Source organism: Pseudomonas sp. NPDC088414 (genome assembly GCF_044753325.1).
GTDB lineage: Bacteria > Pseudomonadota > Gammaproteobacteria > Pseudomonadales > Pseudomonadaceae > Aquipseudomonas.
In genome coordinates this window covers 197650-214644 of the sequence record NZ_JBIVMY010000001.1, presented here as the reverse complement: position 1 = coordinate 214644, position 16995 = coordinate 197650, and the positions used below count along the sequence as shown (strand labels likewise).

Sequence of the window (16995 nt, the reverse complement as noted above, 5' to 3'; positions counted from 1 at the left end):
GGTATCGCACGATGAAAGCCCAAGCCCGCCATATTCTGGTGAAAACCGCCGAAGAGGCCGAACAGCTCAAGCAACGCATTGCCAAGGGCGAAGCGTTCGATGTACTGGCGAAGAAGTACTCGACCTGCCCGTCCGGCAAGCGCGGCGGTGATCTGGGTGAAGTGCGGCCGGGACAGATGGTCGGCGCGATTGATGCGGTGATCTTCAAGAAGCCGCTGCGCACGGTGCATGGGCCGATCAAGAGCAAGTTCGGCTATCACCTGGTGCAGGTGTTTTTCCGCGATTGAAGGCTTTGCTTTCTGGCGTTTGTGGCGAGGGAGCTTGCTCCCGCTGGGTGGCGGAGCCGCCCCAATAAGGCTTGCGCCTGCTGCGCAGTCGAGCGGGAGCAAGCTCCCTCGCCACAAGAACACTCATTCTTTAGGAATCAACGCTCCCGGAAACTGGATGACCCGACTCGCCAGTAAATGCCCCGCCTGCGCCGCCTCCACCGGACTGCCCCCCAGCAAGCGGCTCGCCAGATACGCCGCACTGAACGAATCCCCCGCCGCCGTCGTATCCACCACCTTCTCGACCTTCTGCGCTGGCACTTCAAACGCCTCGCCATCACAACGAATCAGACACGCCTCGGCGCCGCGCTTGAGCACCACTTCCGGCGTGCCGATCTGCGCGTACGCCTCGAACACCGCGTCGCAATCGACAAAATGGAACAGCGCCTGTTCGTCATCCACGGTCAGCAATGCCAGATCGACATGCGGCAACACGCTGCGATAGGCCGCCCGCGCCTCTTCCTGTGAGGCCCACAAACGTGGCCGATAGTTGTTGTCGAAGACGATCCGCGCATCGCGCTGGCGGGCTTCGATCAGGGTCTGGATCAAGCGCTCGCGGCCCTTGGCCCCCAGCACTGCGAGGGTGATGCCGCTGAAATAAAGGACGTCGTAGTCCGGCAGCGCCGCCAGAATCGGCTCGGCCGCTGGAGTGGTGAAACAATCGCGCACCGCCGCTTCATTGCGCCAGTAGAGAAAACGCCGCTCGCCATTGGCGTCGGTCTGGATGCAGTACAGGCCCGGCAAACGACCGGGCAGGCGTTGCACGAGATCCAGGCCAATGCCTTCGTCAGCCCAGCTCTGGCACATGGCGTCGCTGAAGCTGTCATCGCCCAGCGCGGTGACGTAATCGACCTGGGCTTTCTCGCCGAGGCCGCGGGACAGGTACACCGCGGTGTTCAAGGTATCGCCGCCGAAGCTTTGCTGCAGGCTGCCATCGGCGCGGTGCTGGAGTTCGATCATGCACTCGCCGATCAGGGCAATGCGCGGAGTGTTCGGGCCCAGGGGGCTGAGGGTGCTCATCTTGTGCTGTCTCTGCTGATTCGGTGGTGTTTGATCCGGCCTCATCGCTGGCAAGCCAGCTCCCACACAATCTTCACAGTTCATGAGATCCCTGTGGGAGCTGGCTTGCCAGCGATTGGCCGCAACGCGGTTCCAAGCCTTAGAAACAAGTCTCCATGCTCTCGACCACCACCAACTGCTCATCCACCAGCAACCCCACCCGCCACTTGTCGAACGTCAGACACGGGTGCGAGGTGCCGAAGGAAATGATGTCGCCCACCCGCAACTCAACCCCCGGCGCCACGCTCATGAACGCATGCTGGTCCATCACTGCCGTCACCTTGCACGCGCCGACATCATCGCCGACCGCCGGCACCACGCCGGCCTTGTAGCGCAGCAGCGGCACCGGCAGTCCGGCATCGAATGCCACATCACGTTTGCCGAGGGCGATCACCGCGAAACCAGGCTCCGGCAGCGATTGCACGTGCGCCCAGACTTCCAGCGCCGGACGCAGGCCTTCGTGCAGATCACTGCGACGATCCAGCACGCAGCATTGCGCTTCCTTGTAGATACCATGGTCGTGGGCGACATAACTGCCCGGGCGCAGCACGCTGAGGAAGCGTCCGCTCGCGTTCTGCGATTCGAACGACTCGGCGATCAGGTCGTACCACGCCGACCCCGAGGCAGTGATGATCGGCTTGGCAATGGCAAACGCGCCGCTGTCCTGCAGTTGTACCGCCAGTCGCACCAGTGACGCGGCGAATTCGCGAATGCCGCTGACCGCGTGATCGCCGTGGATCACCCCTTCGTAACCTTCGATGCCGGTCAGGGCCAGCGCCGGTTGCGCGTTGATCGCCTGGGCCAGCGCGATGACTTCCTGCTCGCTGCGGCAACCGCAACGGCCGCCGACCACGCCGTACTCGATCATCACGTTCAACTTGACTCCGCGCGAGGCGAAGTAGGCGCCGAGATCGGCGACGTTGTCCGGGTGATCGACCATGCAGTAGAAATCGAAATCCGGGTCGGCCAGCAGATCGGCAATCAGCGCCATGTTCGGCGTGCCGACCAGTTGGTTGGCCATCAACACCCGGCGCACGCCGTGGGCATACGCGGCGCGGGTCTGGGTGGCGCTGGCCAGGGTGATGCCCCAGGCGCCGGCGTCGAGCTGACGCTGGAACAGCGCCGGGGTCATGCTGGTCTTGCCGTGGGGCGCGAGCTCGGCGCCGCTGTCGCTGACGAACTTCTGCATCCAGCGAATGTTGTGCTCCAGCGCCTCGCGGTGCAGCACCAGCGCCGGCAGGCTGACGTCACGCACAAGCTGCGCGCCAATGGCAGCGTCGCCCTTTTCCACAGCGGTATTGATGGCAGTCGTCATGGTCAAATTCCTCGCATTCAGTCGCGGCCACAAGCAGCCGCGGTTATTCGTTGATGCGCCGGGCGAGGCTGTTGGCGCTCTCGATCAGCACCCGGCGATAGTCGTCGTAATTGTTCTTCGCATCGGCCCGTGGGGCGACGATGCACAGGGTGCAGATGGCGATGCCACTGGGGTCTTTGACCGGAGCAGCAAAGCAATGGGTGAAGGTGTCGGCCACGCTGTCGAAGGAGAAGAAACCGTCGATGCCGGCCTGCCGGATCTCTGCCAGAAAGCGCTCCAGCGGCAGGCGCTCGCCGTCGGGCAGGATGTAGTCGTCTTCGTCGATCAGATCGATGATCTGCTGGTCGCTCAAATGCGCCAGCAGCAAGCGCCCGGACGCGGTCCACGGGATCGGTGCGTTTTCGCCGATGTCGGACGAAATGCGGAAATGCCGCTCGCCCTCCTTCATCAGCGCCACCGTGTATTTGCGCCCGTTGAGCAGGCACATCTGCGCGGTTTCCCGGGTCTGGCTGACGATCTCCTGCAAGGCGTGATCGGCCTCGCGGCTGAGGTCGAAATGGCGCAGATGCGCCTGCCCGAGGAAGTACAACTGACGTCCGAGATAGACGTGACCGTCCTTGCCCACCGGCTCCAGAATCCGTCGTTCCAGCAGCGACGCCACCAGTTCGTAGACCGTGGATTTCGGGCTGCCGATACCGTTGGCGATGTCGTTCGGACGCAGCGGCTGGCCGATCTCCTTGAGGAAATCGAGGATATCGAACGCCCGGTCCAGACCACGGGCCCGGCGTTTGATGGTGTCTTCGGTCATGTCAGTGGTTCCCATAAAAAGTGCCGGGATGGTAACTGGCCTGAGGTGTTGTGTCAGTTGGATCGAGGCCCTCACCCCCCGCCCTCTCCCGGAGGTAGAGGGAGCCTGACCGTATCGATGTAAATGTAAGCGTCTTACGCAAAATTCGCATCGATACAGACCAGTCCCCTCTCCCTCCGGGAGAGGGTTAGGGTGAGGGGCAGCCATCACTCAAACCTTTTTCTTGTAGGCGATGCAGTCAATCTCGACCTTGCAATCGACCATCATGCTCGCCTGCACACAGGCCCGTGCCGGGGCGTGCTCGGGTTTGAAGTACTCGCCGAAAACCTTGTTGAAACTGCTGAAATCCCTTGGATCGTCCAGCCATACGCCGGCCCGCACCACATCTTCCAGGCCATAACCGGCCTCTTCGAGAATCGCGATCAGGTTCTTCATGGTCTGGTGGGTCTGTTCGACGATGCCGCCAACGATGATCTCGCCATCCACCGCCGGCACCTGGCCGGACACGTGCAGCCAGCCATCCGCTTCAACGGCGCGCGCGAAGGGACGTGGCTGACCGCCAGCGGCGGTGCTGCCGGTGCCGTATCGAGTAATGCTCATGGGTACTTCTCCTGGTTACAAAACAAAAATTAGAACCGCGTGCTCTTGAGAAACTCAGCCAGACGCGGTGATTGCGGGCGTTCGAACAGTTCCTTGGGCGGACCCTGCTCTTCGATGCGCCCCTGATTCATGAACACGATCTTGTCCGAGACCTCGAAGGCGAAACGCATCTCGTGGGTCACCAGCAACATGGTCATGCCGTCTTCGGCCAGACCCTTGATCACGTTAAGCACTTCACCGACCAGCTCCGGGTCGAGGGCCGAGGTGACTTCGTCGAACAGCATCAGGCTCGGGTTCATCGCAATCGCCCGGGCAATCGCCACGCGCTGTTGCTGCCCGCCGGACAACTGCCCGGGAAAGTGATTGCGCCGTTCCAGCAGGCCGACCCGCTCCAGCCATTTCTCGGCCAGCACCACGGCTTGGTCCTTGTGCATTTTCTTTACCTTGAGCAGACCGAGGGTGACGTTCTGCAACGCGGTCAGATGCGGGAACAGGTTGAACTGCTGGAAGGCCATGCCGGTCATGGCACGATGGCGGGCGATGACTTTTTCCGCATGACGCACGCGTTTACCGCCGACCTCGTCATAGCCGATGGACTCGCCATCAAGCAGGATCTGCCCGCCCTGAAACTCTTCGAGCATGTTCACGCAGCGCAGCAGGGTGGTCTTGCCCGAACCGCTGGAGCCGATCAGCGTCACGACGTTACCGCGCTGCATGCTCAGGTCGACGCCCTTGAGCACTTCGACTGCGCCGTACTGCTTGTGCAGGCCACGGATGTCCAGCAGCGGCTGAGCGTGCTGAACGTTGGAAACTTGAGCTTGAGTCATGGCAGGGCCACCCGCTTTTCAATGTGCCGGCCGAGTAATTCGATGCCGTAGTTGATGACGAAGAACAGAAAACCGGCGAACAGGTAGAACTCCAGAGTCATGAAAGTCCGGGCGATGATCTGTTGGGTGCTGAGCAGCAATTCAGCGACGCCGATCACCGAGAGCAAGGTCGAAGCCTTGACGATTTCGGTGGACGAGTTGACCCAGGTCGGCAGGATCTGCCGCAACGCCTGGGGCAACAGCACGTAGCCGAGAGACTGATAAAACGTCAGGCCGATCGCCTTGCTCGCCTCCATCTGCCCGCGTGGCAATGCCTGCAAGGCACCGCGCACGATCTCGGCGACGTGCGAGCCGCAGAACAGCGTCAGGCCCAGCGCACCGGCCTGGAACGCGCTGATCTGCCAGCCCAGCGCCGGCGCCATATAGAAGCAGGCCAGCACCAGTACAAACACCGGCGTGCCGCGAATAATGTCGACATAAAAGCGGAACGGCGCGCGCATCCAGAACTTGCCGTAAGTCAGCATCAGACCGGTGACAACCCCGAGCAATGTGCCGAACAGAATCGCCAGCGCCGACACCTGCACGCTTGTCAGAAAGCCTTGCAGCAACGTCTCGCGTGCCACCCACAATTCATGCAACCAACTGGGAGATTCGTACATCGCAGCCTCCTATCGGCGGATCGCCAGACGCTGCTCGAGGTAACGCAGCAGCATGGCAATGAGGTAACAGGCCGCGACATACAGCGCCGTGGTCACCAGCCAGGTTTCGATCACCCGGTAGCTCTCGACGTTGATCTTGCGCGCGTAATAGGTCAGCTCCGGCACCGCAATCGCGGCGGCCAGCGAGGTGTCCTTGAACAGCGAGATGAAGTTGTTCGACAGCGCCGGCAACACGTTGCGCAGCATGACCGGCACGGTGACGTAGGCCTTGACCTGCCACTCACCGAGTCCGATCGCCAGCCCGGCCTCACGCTGGCCTTTGGGAATGCTCAGCAAGCCGCCACGGAACACTTCGGTCAGATAGGCCCCGGCATACAGCGACAACGTGATGATGAACGACGGGATCTTGTCCAGACGAATGCCCAGGCTTGGCAAGGCAAAGTAGATCAACAGAATCAACACCAGAATCGGCGTGTTACGCACCACCGTGACGTACACCGAGGCCAGCACCCGCAAGGCGCGATGCTTCGACAGCAAGGCAAACGCCATCAGCAGGCCGATCACGCAGCCGATGGCGATCGACACCAGCGCCAGTTCGAGGCCCAGACCGAGCCCCGCCAGCAAGGTGTCGAAATCGCGCCATACGGCGGCAAAGTTCAACTGATAGTTCATGGTCAGCAGTACCTTCAGCGGGGCGATTTGTATCGCCCCACTCTCACGGAGTCATTTGAATTCGACAGGGAAACCGATCGCCGGCGACGGCAGGTCGACACCGAACCATTGCTTGAAGGAGGCCGCGTAAGTCGGGAACTCAACGCCGGTCATGGCTTCATGCAGGGCGGTGTTGACGAAATTCAGCCAGTCCTGATCGCCGCGTTTGACTGCGCAAGCGTAGGTCTGCGGGCTCCAGGCGTAGGTCGGGCTGCGGTAGCGCCCAGGGTTCTGCACCATCAGGTATTTGACCGACGACTGATCAGTGGCGGCGGTGTCGGCGCGGCCGGAGTTCACCGCCTGATACATCAGGTCGACGCTGTCGTACTGATCGACCTTGGCCTTGGACAGCGCCTGATGCACCAATTCTTCGGCATAGACGTTTTGCAGCACGGCCACGGTGACGCTGTCGCCAGCGGCCTGCAGGTCTTCGATTTCCTTGTACTTGCTGTTGGCCGCCAGCAGCAGGCCGACACCTTCACGGTAGTACGGCAGGGTAAATGCCACTTGCTGCGCACGGCTGGCAGTGACGGTGATGAACTGGCAGCTCATGTCGACCTTGTCGGTCAGCAGATTGGGAATCCGCGCATCGGAGGACTGCACAACGAACTCGACCTTGTTCGGGTCATTGAACAGCCCTTTGGCCACCATCCTGGCGATATCAATGTCAAAACCCTGCAACTTGCCATCCGCCCCCTGGAAGTGCCACGGCGCATTGGTGCTGCCGGTGCCCACGATCAACTTGCCACGGGCCAGAACACTGTCGAGCTTGCTATCGGCTGCCTGGGCCATGCCCATCACAGCGGACGAAGCCGCAAGAACAAAAACACACGCTTTGAACAACGAAGGACGGCGATGCATGGCAAGCACTCCAGATGATGTTTATTCCGCTATACCGGAACACGGTTTGTTACTACGGAATAGACAGCAGAAAGTGTGCCACAGGAATCAGAGGGAATCTGTAGAGGGGTTAAATGTTTTTGGAATCAACAGGATGCAGGAAATGCGAAAAATCGAATCAGGTGCGGGTGCTGATGGGCTGCGCTACCTTAGGCTACAAATAGCGAGTAGCAGGTTCCCAGATGGAGCACGGATGGGCGGATTCGGTGCAACGCGATTGAAGTTCGGATTTTGTCTCATAGGTCATCTAGCGAGACTTTAAAAAAGGGATCACTTTCTCGCTCCTCACACAACATGATCAGCTCCTGATCCTCTAGTTTATCCATCATCTCTTCATACTCCTTTTCAGACGCGCAATTGAAAACGGGCTGGAGCCGATGAAGGACTACGACAGTTTTACTGTCACCAGCGGCGACGGTGGCAATGGGATTTCGTTTCAATCCAGAAATTCTCGCTACGACATAAAGCACGATATAAATCCCACCTCCGTTTTCGGAGGAGTGAAAAAGGTATCACGTCCCGACATTCCACATTTCCGGGTTTCATGTCGGGTCGGTCCTTCAAAAAAGTGGGAAAAATCTCGCGAATCCACGGGCCACCTGTAATTTCTGACAGTAGACCGGTTTTGCACCCTCCTTTAACGTCATCGAACCTTCGAGGTCGTTGAAAAAGGAGTTCTCAATGAGTGCTGCCAAGACCATTTCCAATCTGGCTCCGGTCTACCGCAAAGCCCTGAAAACCTGGCGTCCGGTGATCCTGTACTTCGCCAACGAACACTGCCCCGCCTGCGAATGGGCCGGGCCGGTGTTTCGCGAGGTGGCCGAGCCGTATCGGCTGCGGGCCAACATTTACATGCTCAATACCCGTGAGTCGCCGCGTCATCCGCTGGTTACCGGCACGCCGACCGTGTTGTTCTACAAGAACGGCAAACTCATGAAGAAGCTCAAAGGCATCGGCACGGCAGAAACATTAAGTGAAGATTTCGCCCGACACATCGGCAGAACCAAAGCGCCTGCCCTGGCCCGCCAGCCACAGCATGATCTGCTCTGGCTGCGTCATACCCTGCGTACCCTCTGCACCCTCCCTCGCCCACGTCAGCGGAACTTTTGCTGAAAGTGCCACCTAAGTGCCATTCAATCGATGGCACTTTCGTTCCAAATCATCGGTAACACACAAGCCTCGCGCCGGATTGGACAAGCTCCCATCCGGCTGCTTTTCTTTATTTCTCAGCAAGAGAACACACGCTCGCGGCGTTTTCGCCCGGCGTTGCCATGTCCCAGGAGGGGTCAATGTCGTTCAAAGTCATGATGGTTTTCGGTACTCGTCCGGAGGCCATCAAAATGGCCCCGTTGGCCCGGGTTCTGCGTCAGTGGCCTGACATCCAACTGAACATCTGTTCCACCGGCCAGCATCGGGAGATGCTCACCCAGGTGCTCGACGCCTTTGAACTGACGGTCGACGAAGACCTGCAAGTGATGACTCAGGGCCAGACCATCAACGGCCTCTCGCAGAACCTGCTCGGACAGCTCGACCAGGCCTACGAACGCATCAAACCGGACATCGTGCTGGTACACGGTGACACCACTACCAGCTTCATCGCCGCCCTCGCCGCGTTCAACCGCCAATTGCCGATCGGCCACGTCGAAGCGGGCCTGCGTACCGGCAACCTGCGCGCCCCCTGGCCGGAGGAAGCCAACCGGCGTCTGACCGGGGTGATCGCCGACCTGCATTTCCCGCCGACCTCAAAGACAGCCGCCAATCTCCTGCGCGAAGGCGTGCCCGAGGACAACATCGAGATCACCGGCAATACCGTGATCGATGCCTTGCTGTGGATGCGCGATCACCAGCAACAAACCCACTGGCAGCCCGCCGCAGACTCGCCGCTGGCTGTACTCGATGATCAACGCCGGATGATCCTGATCACCAGCCATCGCCGGGAAAACATCGGCGATGGCTTTCGCAACATCTGTCAGGCGCTGGCCGAACTCGCCGAGCGTTACCCGCAAGTACAGTTTGTCTACCCGGTACACCTCAACCCGCTGGTGCAGGAAGTGGTGTATGGCACTCTCTCGGACAAACCCAACATCTATCTGATCGCCCCGCAGGACTACCCGAATTTTGTCTGGTTGATGGGTCGGGCGCATTTCATCCTCACCGATTCCGGTGGTGTACAGGAAGAAGCGCCGGCCATCGGCAAACCGTTGCTGGTGCTACGCGATGTGACCGAACGGCCGTCGGTGCTGGAAAGCGGCACCATGCTGCTGGTGGGAACCGACAAGGCACGTATCGTCGAAGAGTCCAGCCGTTTACTGGACGACAAAGACACCTACGCCCGCATGAGCCGCGTGCACTTTCCCTACGGCGACGGCCACGCCAGTGAACTGATCGCCACCCGCCTCCACGCCTGGCTGAGCGCTCGCTCGGCGGCGGGTACCGACGTATGAGTCTGGGTTGGGTCGACTTCTTTGCGTACGTGCTGTTTGCTCTTAAATATGTGGCGATTGGCCTCGCCCTGTTGATGTTCTTCCTCGGTCTGGATGACCTGTTCATCGACCTGGTCTACTGGTTCCGCAAGCTGATCCGGCGCTGGCGGATCTACGAAAAATTCGAGCGCGCCGACGAACAGCGGCTCTACACCATTCCCGAAAAGCCCCTGGCAATCATGGTACCGGCGTGGAATGAAGTCGGTGTGGTCGGCGAAATGGCACGACTGGCAGCCTCGACCATCGATTACGAGAACTATCAGATTTTCGTCGGCACCTACCCCAACGACGCCGAAACCCAGGCCGACGTCGACGCGGTCTGCCAGCACTACCCCAACGTGCACAAAGTGGTCTGCGCCCGCCCCGGCCCGACCAGCAAGGCCGACTGCCTGAACAACATCATCGACGCGATTTTGCGCTTTGAAAGCGAGGCGAAAATCCAGTTCGCCGGCTTCATCCTGCACGACGCCGAAGACGTGATTTCGCCGATGGAATTGCGCCTGTTCAACTATCTGCTGCCGAACAAGGACCTGATCCAGATCCCGGTCTACCCCTACGCCCCCGAATGGAAAGGTTTTACCGCCGGGCACTATGTCGACGAGTTCGCCGAGAACCACGGCAAGGATGTCATCGTCCGCGAAGCCCTGACCGGCCAGGTGCCGAGCGCCGGGGTCGGCACCTGCTTCAGTCGCAAGGCGATCAGCGCCCTGCTCGAAGACGGCGACGGCATCGCCTTCGATGTGCAGAGTCTCACCGAGGACTACGACATCGGCTTCCGCCTCAAGCAAAAAGGCATGAAGTGCATCTTTGCCCGTTACTCGGTCAGTGATCCGAAGCTGGCACTGGAGCAACCGTGGGTGCTCGGCATGAACCGCGAGTTCTCCCAAGTGATCTGCGTGCGCGAGCATTTTCCTCGCGACCTGCAACATGCGATCCGGCAGAAATCGCGCTGGATCGTTGGCATCGTCTTTCAGGGCACCAAGAACCTCGGCTGGAGCCGCAAGGGCCTGCTCAACTACTTCCTGTGGCGTGACCGTCGCGGCCTGATCGCCTACATGTTGAGTTTTCTGGTCAACCTGCTGTTCGTGGTGCTGATCGCGATGTGGCTGATTACGGTGATTTCGCCCGACTCGTGGCGCTATCCATCGATTCTCTCCGACAGCTCGCTGCTCTCGGTATTGCTCTGGCTCAACGGCTTCATGCTGCTCAACCGGCTGTTTCAGCGCGGTTGGTTCGTTACCCGTTATTACGGGCTGGTCGAGGGCCTGCTCTCGGCACCCCGCATGATGTGGAGCAACTTCGTCAACTTCTTCGCCAACCTGCGCGCGCTGCGTCAGGTCATGGAGATGGGCGATTCGCGGCGCGTAGCCTGGGACAAGACAACCCACGAATTTCCAGCATTGACCAAGGCCCAGCGTACCCCCTTGGGTCATCGCCTAGTGGATAAAGGCCTGCTCACCGAAGAGCAACTCGAAGCCGCGATCACCAGCCCGGTACGTCGCCGTCTTGGTCGCGAACTGCTGCTGCGTGAGTACATCAACAGCACCCAACTGGTGCAAGAACTGGCCGAACAGCTCGACCTGGAATGGGCACCGCTCAATCCGTTCAAGCTCGACAAACGTCTGATCGACGCCGTGCCGCGCCGGGTTGCGACCCACTACGGCGTGCTGCCGGTCGCCGAGGAAGGCGAGACTCTGGTGCTGGCCTCCGAAGGCCCGGTCAGCCAGGTTTCGCTCGGCGCCATCAGTCGCCAATTGAAACGCCCGGTGCGCTGCCGACTGGCACCACAGGGCCGCGTGACGCTGGGGATTCGCTACTGGTACGCCAGCCCCCGGCAAAATGAGGAAGTGCGTCACATGCTGCAAGTGCTTGAGCGCCATCAGGACGACGAAGCCCTGCTGGAACGTGTCAGCCGCCATCAGGTGTTGCTTGGCAACCTGCTGCAGGTGCGCGGCATGGTGCCGCCGACCCTGTTCAATCAGGCGCTGATCGATTTCGACGCGGACAAGATGTCCCTCGGTGAATACCTGATTTCCCGCGGCATGATCACGGAGCAAGTGCTCCAGCAAGCCCTGGCCGATCAGGCCAGTGAACAACAAGCGGCTTACCGCATCGTCCGGGAGGTCGCATGAAACCCGTACATCGTCACACCTTGCTGATGGGCAGCCTGTTGCTCGTCCTGAGCAGCGCCTACCCGCTGCACGCCGCGCCCCTGAGCGACTTTGAACAGTTCCGCAGCTATCCCTACATGGATCGCAGCTACCGCGAAGCCAAAAAAGGCAACTGGAAAGAAGTCGAACGGCTGATGCGCCATCTGCTGGAAAAGGTCCCGAAGAACGACGAAGCGCGGGCGTTGCTGGTGGAATCGCTGGCTAAACAGCGGCGTTACAAGGACGCCGTCGAAGCCTTACCGGCCAATGACAGCGAAGCCACGCTGGACTTGCGTCTGACCTGGATCGAACAGGATCCGCCGAACAGCACCCAGGTCGAGCAATGGATGGCGACCAGCGACCTCAATGACCGCGTGCGCCTGTGGCAGGCCTACAGCCTGAGCCTGGCCAAATTCGGCGGCGCAGCCAAGGCCCACGACTGGCTGGCGCAACTGGCGCCCAAGGGCGACGACAATATTTTGCGTCTGGCCCGCGCCAACTGGTCCGAGCAACTGCGCGACTGGAGCGGCACCATCGAGCAACTGGCACCGCTCGCGGCGCGCAACCAACTGGATGCCGAGGGCTGGCAACGTCTGGCCAACGCCTATGTGCAGCGCCTGGACGAAAAACCGCTGCAACAACTGCTGCAACAGGCCCCAAGTCCTGCGGCCGCGCGCAAGGTGCGCCTGGCGATGGTCGATCGCGCCATCGCCATGGGCCACGATCAACAGGCTCAGCGCTGGCTGCAGTCACTGCCTGCCGAAGACCTGGCGGATCCGGCGCAACGCCAGCGGCTGTGGGAACTGGCACGCCAGACCGACGATGTGCCCAGCGTTCAACGCCTGAGCAACGACCTGCAGCGCCCTTGCCTGGAAACCGCCGACTGGTTGTCGCGTCACGACCCTGAAGCCGCACTGACACAACTGCGCAGTTGCCAGCCAAGCGATGATCCAAAAGCGTGGCTGGTGCTCGCCCAGCGCCTGCAAGCCACCGATCTGCTGCAGAGCACGACGTTGCCGCAACCGTGGGAGAGTCGGCGACAGGCGCAACTGCTCGATGTCTGGCAGGAACAGGGCCAGAGCAGCAAGGTCATGGTCTGGCTCGCCGGGCAACAACAGACCCCGGCGGTGGTCAAACGCCGCGCGCAACTGGCCCAAACCATGGGGCGCCGCACCGAGGAGCAAACGCTGTGGGAATACCACTACCGTCAGACCGGCGATCTGGCGTCGCTGAATCAGGCCAGTTTCCTCGCACTCGACAGCGGTGATCGTGCCCACGCTCAGGAACTGCTGGAAAACGCCTATGACCGCTTCGGCGCACGCCTGCCAGGCACCGCGCTGCAGCGTCTGGCCGAAATCTACGCGTCAGCCAAAGAGACCACGCCCGCACAGCAGCAGCGGATGGCGTCACTGATCCGTCATATCGACGGTGCCACTCGCGGCCAATTGCTTGCGCAACTGGCGGAAAACGGTCAGTGCAATGCTGTTCAGCAAGCGCTTGGCAATCACCCGCAAGCCGCTGGCGATTATCGTGCGCTCGGCCGTTGCGCCATGCCGGATCGCCCCGGTGAAGCGGTGGTTTATTACCAGCAAGCGGAAAAACTCGGTGACCGCAGCAGCCGTTTGCCATTGGCCTACGCACTGGAAGCTGCGGGCGATTCCGCAGGTGCCTTGGCGATCTGGCGCAGCACTCCTGCCGCCGAACTCAGCGACAACGCCCGCCTGACCGCCAGCCGTAGCGCGCTGAATGCCGGTGACAGCCAGGCTGCCGAGGGTTACTGGCAACAAAGCAGGACTCGCGGCGCCAACGAATGGGCGCTCGGCGCAGCGATTGCCGATGCCCGAGGCGATCATCCCCAGGCCTTGCAGCGCCAGCGTCAGGCCTTGCAGCAAGCGCCGGATGCCGGGCATTTCTATGCCGCGTCTGTCACCGCACAAAAGGCCGGCGACCTGGCGCAAAGCAATGCGTGGCTCGCGGAAGCGGTACGCCGTGAGCCGGACAACCCGCGTTACCGCGCCGATTACGGTATGCGCCTGTCCGGCGCGCCGACTCGCGAAGAACGCGCCCGGGCGATTCCGTACCTGCAGCAAGCCACCCGGGATTTCCCTGAGGATTACCGTCTCGGCGAAACCCTGGCGTGGCGTTATGACGAAGTCGAAGACAGCGCCTCGGCGCGCAAGGAGCTGCGTCGGGTCATTGATCTGGAGCAGAACCCGGTTGCCGCCGACGACGAAGACGGCAGCATGGAAGCCCGGCGCTACCGCCAGCGTCGTACCCACGAAACCCTGTCGCGTCGTGACAGCTTCACCCTCGCCAGCACCTGGTCGCCGGCAGGGGTCTCGACCAACGATTTCCTGCGCGACGACAACAGCAAAGGTACACGCCGCAGTGCCAGCTCGCAGAACGTGCAAGTGGCGATGTGGGACCACGCTCTGGGCGAAGAACCGAGTCGCGCGGGCAGCACGCTGTCAGTCTACGGGCGGGTTCTGCTCGGTGGTCAGAGCCGCTCCAGCTACGCTGAATCCGCTGCGGCGGGGGTTGGTCTGCGCTACAAGCCGTGGGGCACGCAAAACATCAACCTCTACGCTGAAATCTACAAGCAGAGCCAGTTCGATGAGCAGGACAATCACGGCCTGAGCCTGGGGCAGATGATCAACCCGCACAAGCTCTCCGATCAGCTCGACGATCATCGCCAGGACGGCCACACCACCACCGACTACCTGTTGCGCGCCACAGCCTCGTTCCTCGATCAGGGCCAGTACCGCAACGACTGGCGCGTCGATGAAAGCGACTGGGATGAGCGTTTTCTCTACCTGGATGCCGCGTGGTGGACCAAGGCTGGCGACCATCAGTGGCTGTCGCGCTTCCAGCAAGGGCATGCGTGGAAGCTGTCGTCCAACGCCGCACAGACGATCATGCCGTATGGCTTTCTCGAATTCGCCAGTCAGGACCCGAGCAACGACTGGCGCCAGGATCTGCGCACCGGGGTCGGTCTGCGCTGGCAATGGTGGTATGACGATGATCGCTACAACGCTTACCGCTCGAAACTGACGGTGCGCACCGAGTACCAGCAATCGCTGGGCGGCAATCTGTATGACGGTGGCAACGGTGTGTTACTGGGCGTGGAGTGGAATTTCTGATGGCGCGCTGGATGATGTTTTTCTGTCTGCTGCTTGGCGCAGTCTTTGTGCGTGCCGACGAGCGCGTGTTTTACCAACCGCTGAATGTCGATGCCAGCCTCAGTCAGGCTCAGTGGCAGCAAATCTGGCAAGACACTGCGCGTCAGGGTGCCCGCACCGTGATCGTGCAGTGGACAGCCTATGGCGATTCGGACTTTGGCGGCGCCAGTGGCTGGCTCGCCAACAGTCTGAAACTGGCGCAACAACATGGCTTGCAACTGGTGCTCGGGTTGAAGATGGATCCGGCCTATTACCAGCGCATCGACGAACTCGACAGTGCCGGCCTCGGCACCTACTGGCAGGCACAGTTGGGCCAGTCACTGGCGCAACAGCAAACATTGCGCGAGGACTGGAAGCTGCCAGTCAGTGGCTGGTATCTGCCACTGGAGCTGGACGACTTGCACTTCCTGGCGACAGATCGCCGAGCCACATTGCAACGCCAGCTCAAGGATTTCGCCAGCAAGCTCGATGCACCGTTGCACATCAGTGCATTCAGCGCCGGCAAACTCGCGCCGGGGGTAAACGGGCAATGGCTGGGCGAACTGAGCGCCGTCGGGATTCAGGTGTGGTGGCAGGATGGCGCTGGCACCAAGAAACTGTCACCGGTGGTACGCAGCGGTTACGCCAATGCACTGCCCTGCTCCGTGGGCATCGTGCGCGAGGCATTTCGGCAGGTCAGTGCCGAGGGGCAGGCCTTTCGTGCCGAACCTGCGCCGCCCGATGCGACCTCCACAGGCTGCCACGCCAGCGCGGTATTTTCCCTGCGTTACCGCCCGTGGGGCCGGGTGATCCTCGACAACCAGCGCAAACAGCAAAGCAGCAATGTACAAACTCATTGAAGAGCAGGTACTGAAAAAAACCGCGCCCGCCGAGTTGCGGGCCGAGTTCATCCAGCATGAATTCGAACGGCTGCACACATTCAGCCTGCTGATCTACGCCGCCAGTATTGCGATCTGGCTGGTGTTCGATCTGGTCGTCAGTTTCCTCGGTGAACAGGGCTTCACCTGGCGCTCGATGGCCTTCGTCACGTTCTTTGCAACGCTGACCGTGGTGCTGGGCTTCACCCGCAAGGCCCGGTATTTTGACGTGATCACGCTGCTGTTCGTACTCGGCCTTACCGTTGGCGTGCGATTGATCGTCACCGGCATCCCGCCTGCCGTTCATAGCTCCTGGCTGGTACTCGCTGCGGCCAGCATGCTGTATAGCGTCTCGGTGTTGCCACTGAGTCGCTGGGCGTTCTTTGCGACGCAAGTGATCATCTGGCTGGTCCTCAACCCGTTCATCAACACCCCCACTACCCTGATTGAGCTGCGTGGCGTGATGACCGCTTGCTACAGCGTGTTTCTCTGCTCGTTGACGATCTACACCTTTCTCAAACTGCGTGAGGCCAAGCTCTACAACTACATCATGTCCCGGCTGCTGCTGGATCAGGCCTATAACGACACGCTGACCGAAATCCCTAACCGTCGATCGTTCATGACCGTCGCGCAAAAACACCTGCAAGCGGTCCCTCGCGAGCACGACCATTACCTGGCGATGATCGACATCGACAACTTCAAGAAAGTGAATGATGTGTACGGTCACGACATTGGCGATGAAGTGCTGAAACGCGTGGCCGCCGATATCAAAACGGTGATGGCGCAGCACGATTTCGCGCGTCTGGGCGGCGAAGAGTTTGCGATTTACTTGACGGGTGTGCGGCGCGAGGATGTCGAGGCGCTGGCGGGCGAGTTGTGCCGGATGGTTCGCGAGCAACCGACACAGCACCCGGTCACGATCAGCATGGGTGTGGCTCGGGTGGAGGATGGCGATACCTTGAATCAGGCGCTGGTCAAGGCGGATGACGCGTTGTATCAGTCAAAGCATACGGGCAAGGATCGCTTTACCTTTCATCAGTGATTTTGTGGTGCAGGACAGATTGCATTCGCGAGCAGGCTCGCTCCCACAGGGAATGTGCAGGTACACAGACCAATGCGGG

Annotated in this window: 15 protein-coding genes; 7 read left to right on the top strand and 8 right to left on the bottom strand. The window is 60.8% G+C overall.

Annotated elements, in window-relative coordinates:
• Positions 1–11: 11 nt before the first annotated feature.
• Positions 12–287, top strand: coding sequence for a peptidylprolyl isomerase (locus tag ACIP8I_RS00840; protein ID WP_003225447.1), 276 nt, complete (start codon positions 12–14; stop codon positions 285–287).
• 123 nt (positions 288–410) lie between these two features.
• Here ACIP8I_RS00840 and ACIP8I_RS00835 read toward each other — a convergent pair whose 3' ends face one another.
• The 8 genes from ACIP8I_RS00835 to ACIP8I_RS00800 all read right to left on the bottom strand — a co-directional run bounded on the left by ACIP8I_RS00835 (position 411) and on the right by ACIP8I_RS00800 (position 7166).
• Entirely contained in the window at positions 411–1346 is a 936-nt protein-coding gene (locus tag ACIP8I_RS00835) for a sugar kinase (protein WP_400757987.1), read from the bottom strand.
• Positions 1347–1485: 139 nt separating this feature from the next.
• Positions 1486–2700, bottom strand: coding sequence for an amino acid deaminase (locus ACIP8I_RS00830; protein WP_400757985.1), 1215 nt, complete (start codon positions 2698–2700; stop codon positions 1486–1488).
• Positions 2701–2743: 43 nt separating this feature from the next.
• A complete protein-coding gene (locus tag ACIP8I_RS00825) occupies positions 2744–3508 on the bottom strand; it encodes an IclR family transcriptional regulator (protein ID WP_007965122.1) in 765 nt (254 codons plus the stop codon).
• A gap of 210 nt (positions 3509–3718) precedes the next feature.
• Complete coding sequence (locus ACIP8I_RS00820) at positions 3719–4108, bottom strand: RidA family protein (RefSeq protein ID WP_016984340.1); 390 nt, start codon at positions 4106–4108, stop codon at positions 3719–3721.
• Positions 4109–4137: 29 nt separating this feature from the next.
• The gene (locus tag ACIP8I_RS00815; protein ID WP_123586512.1) at positions 4138–4935 is read right to left on the bottom strand and encodes an amino acid ABC transporter ATP-binding protein; all 798 of its coding nucleotides are present in this window, start codon (positions 4933–4935) and stop codon (positions 4138–4140) included.
• Positions 4932–5594: an amino acid ABC transporter permease gene (locus ACIP8I_RS00810; protein WP_367084370.1), complete on the bottom strand. Its 663-nt coding sequence runs from the start codon at positions 5592–5594 to the stop codon at positions 4932–4934. The genes ACIP8I_RS00815 and ACIP8I_RS00810 overlap by 4 nt, the downstream gene beginning before the upstream one ends.
• Before the next feature lie 9 nt (positions 5595–5603).
• Positions 5604–6266 carry an amino acid ABC transporter permease gene (locus tag ACIP8I_RS00805; RefSeq protein ID WP_003225455.1) on the bottom strand — a complete coding sequence of 221 codons (663 nt, stop codon included), beginning with the start codon at positions 6264–6266 and terminating at the stop codon, positions 5604–5606.
• Between the two features lie 51 nt (positions 6267–6317).
• Positions 6318–7166, bottom strand: coding sequence for a transporter substrate-binding domain-containing protein (locus tag ACIP8I_RS00800; RefSeq protein WP_400757982.1), 849 nt, complete (start codon positions 7164–7166; stop codon positions 6318–6320).
• Between the two features lie 720 nt (positions 7167–7886).
• Here ACIP8I_RS00800 and ACIP8I_RS00795 point away from each other — a divergent pair.
• The 6 genes from ACIP8I_RS00795 to ACIP8I_RS00770 all read left to right on the top strand — a co-directional run bounded on the left by ACIP8I_RS00795 (position 7887) and on the right by ACIP8I_RS00770 (position 16916).
• The gene (locus tag ACIP8I_RS00795) at positions 7887–8318 is read left to right on the top strand and encodes a thioredoxin family protein (RefSeq protein ID WP_400757980.1); all 432 of its coding nucleotides are present in this window, start codon (positions 7887–7889) and stop codon (positions 8316–8318) included.
• 176 nt (positions 8319–8494) lie between these two features.
• Entirely contained in the window at positions 8495–9649 is a 1155-nt protein-coding gene (gene wecB / locus ACIP8I_RS00790; protein WP_400757978.1) for a non-hydrolyzing UDP-N-acetylglucosamine 2-epimerase, read from the top strand.
• Entirely contained in the window at positions 9646–11820 is a 2175-nt protein-coding gene (gene nrfB / locus ACIP8I_RS00785; RefSeq protein ID WP_400757977.1) for a cyclic di-3',5'-guanylate-activated glycosyltransferase NrfB, read from the top strand. The genes wecB and nrfB overlap by 4 nt, the downstream gene beginning before the upstream one ends.
• Entirely contained in the window at positions 11817–14978 is a 3162-nt protein-coding gene (locus ACIP8I_RS00780) for a phage receptor (protein ID WP_400757975.1), read from the top strand. Before nrfB ends, ACIP8I_RS00780 begins: the two co-directional genes overlap by 4 nt.
• Complete coding sequence (locus tag ACIP8I_RS00775; RefSeq protein WP_400757974.1) at positions 14978–15856, top strand: DUF4434 family protein; 879 nt, start codon at positions 14978–14980, stop codon at positions 15854–15856. Before ACIP8I_RS00780 ends, ACIP8I_RS00775 begins: the two co-directional genes overlap by 1 nt.
• A complete protein-coding gene (locus ACIP8I_RS00770; protein ID WP_400757972.1) occupies positions 15840–16916 on the top strand; it encodes a GGDEF domain-containing protein in 1077 nt (358 codons plus the stop codon). Before ACIP8I_RS00775 ends, ACIP8I_RS00770 begins: the two co-directional genes overlap by 17 nt.
• The last annotated feature ends 79 nt before the right edge of the window (positions 16917–16995 follow it).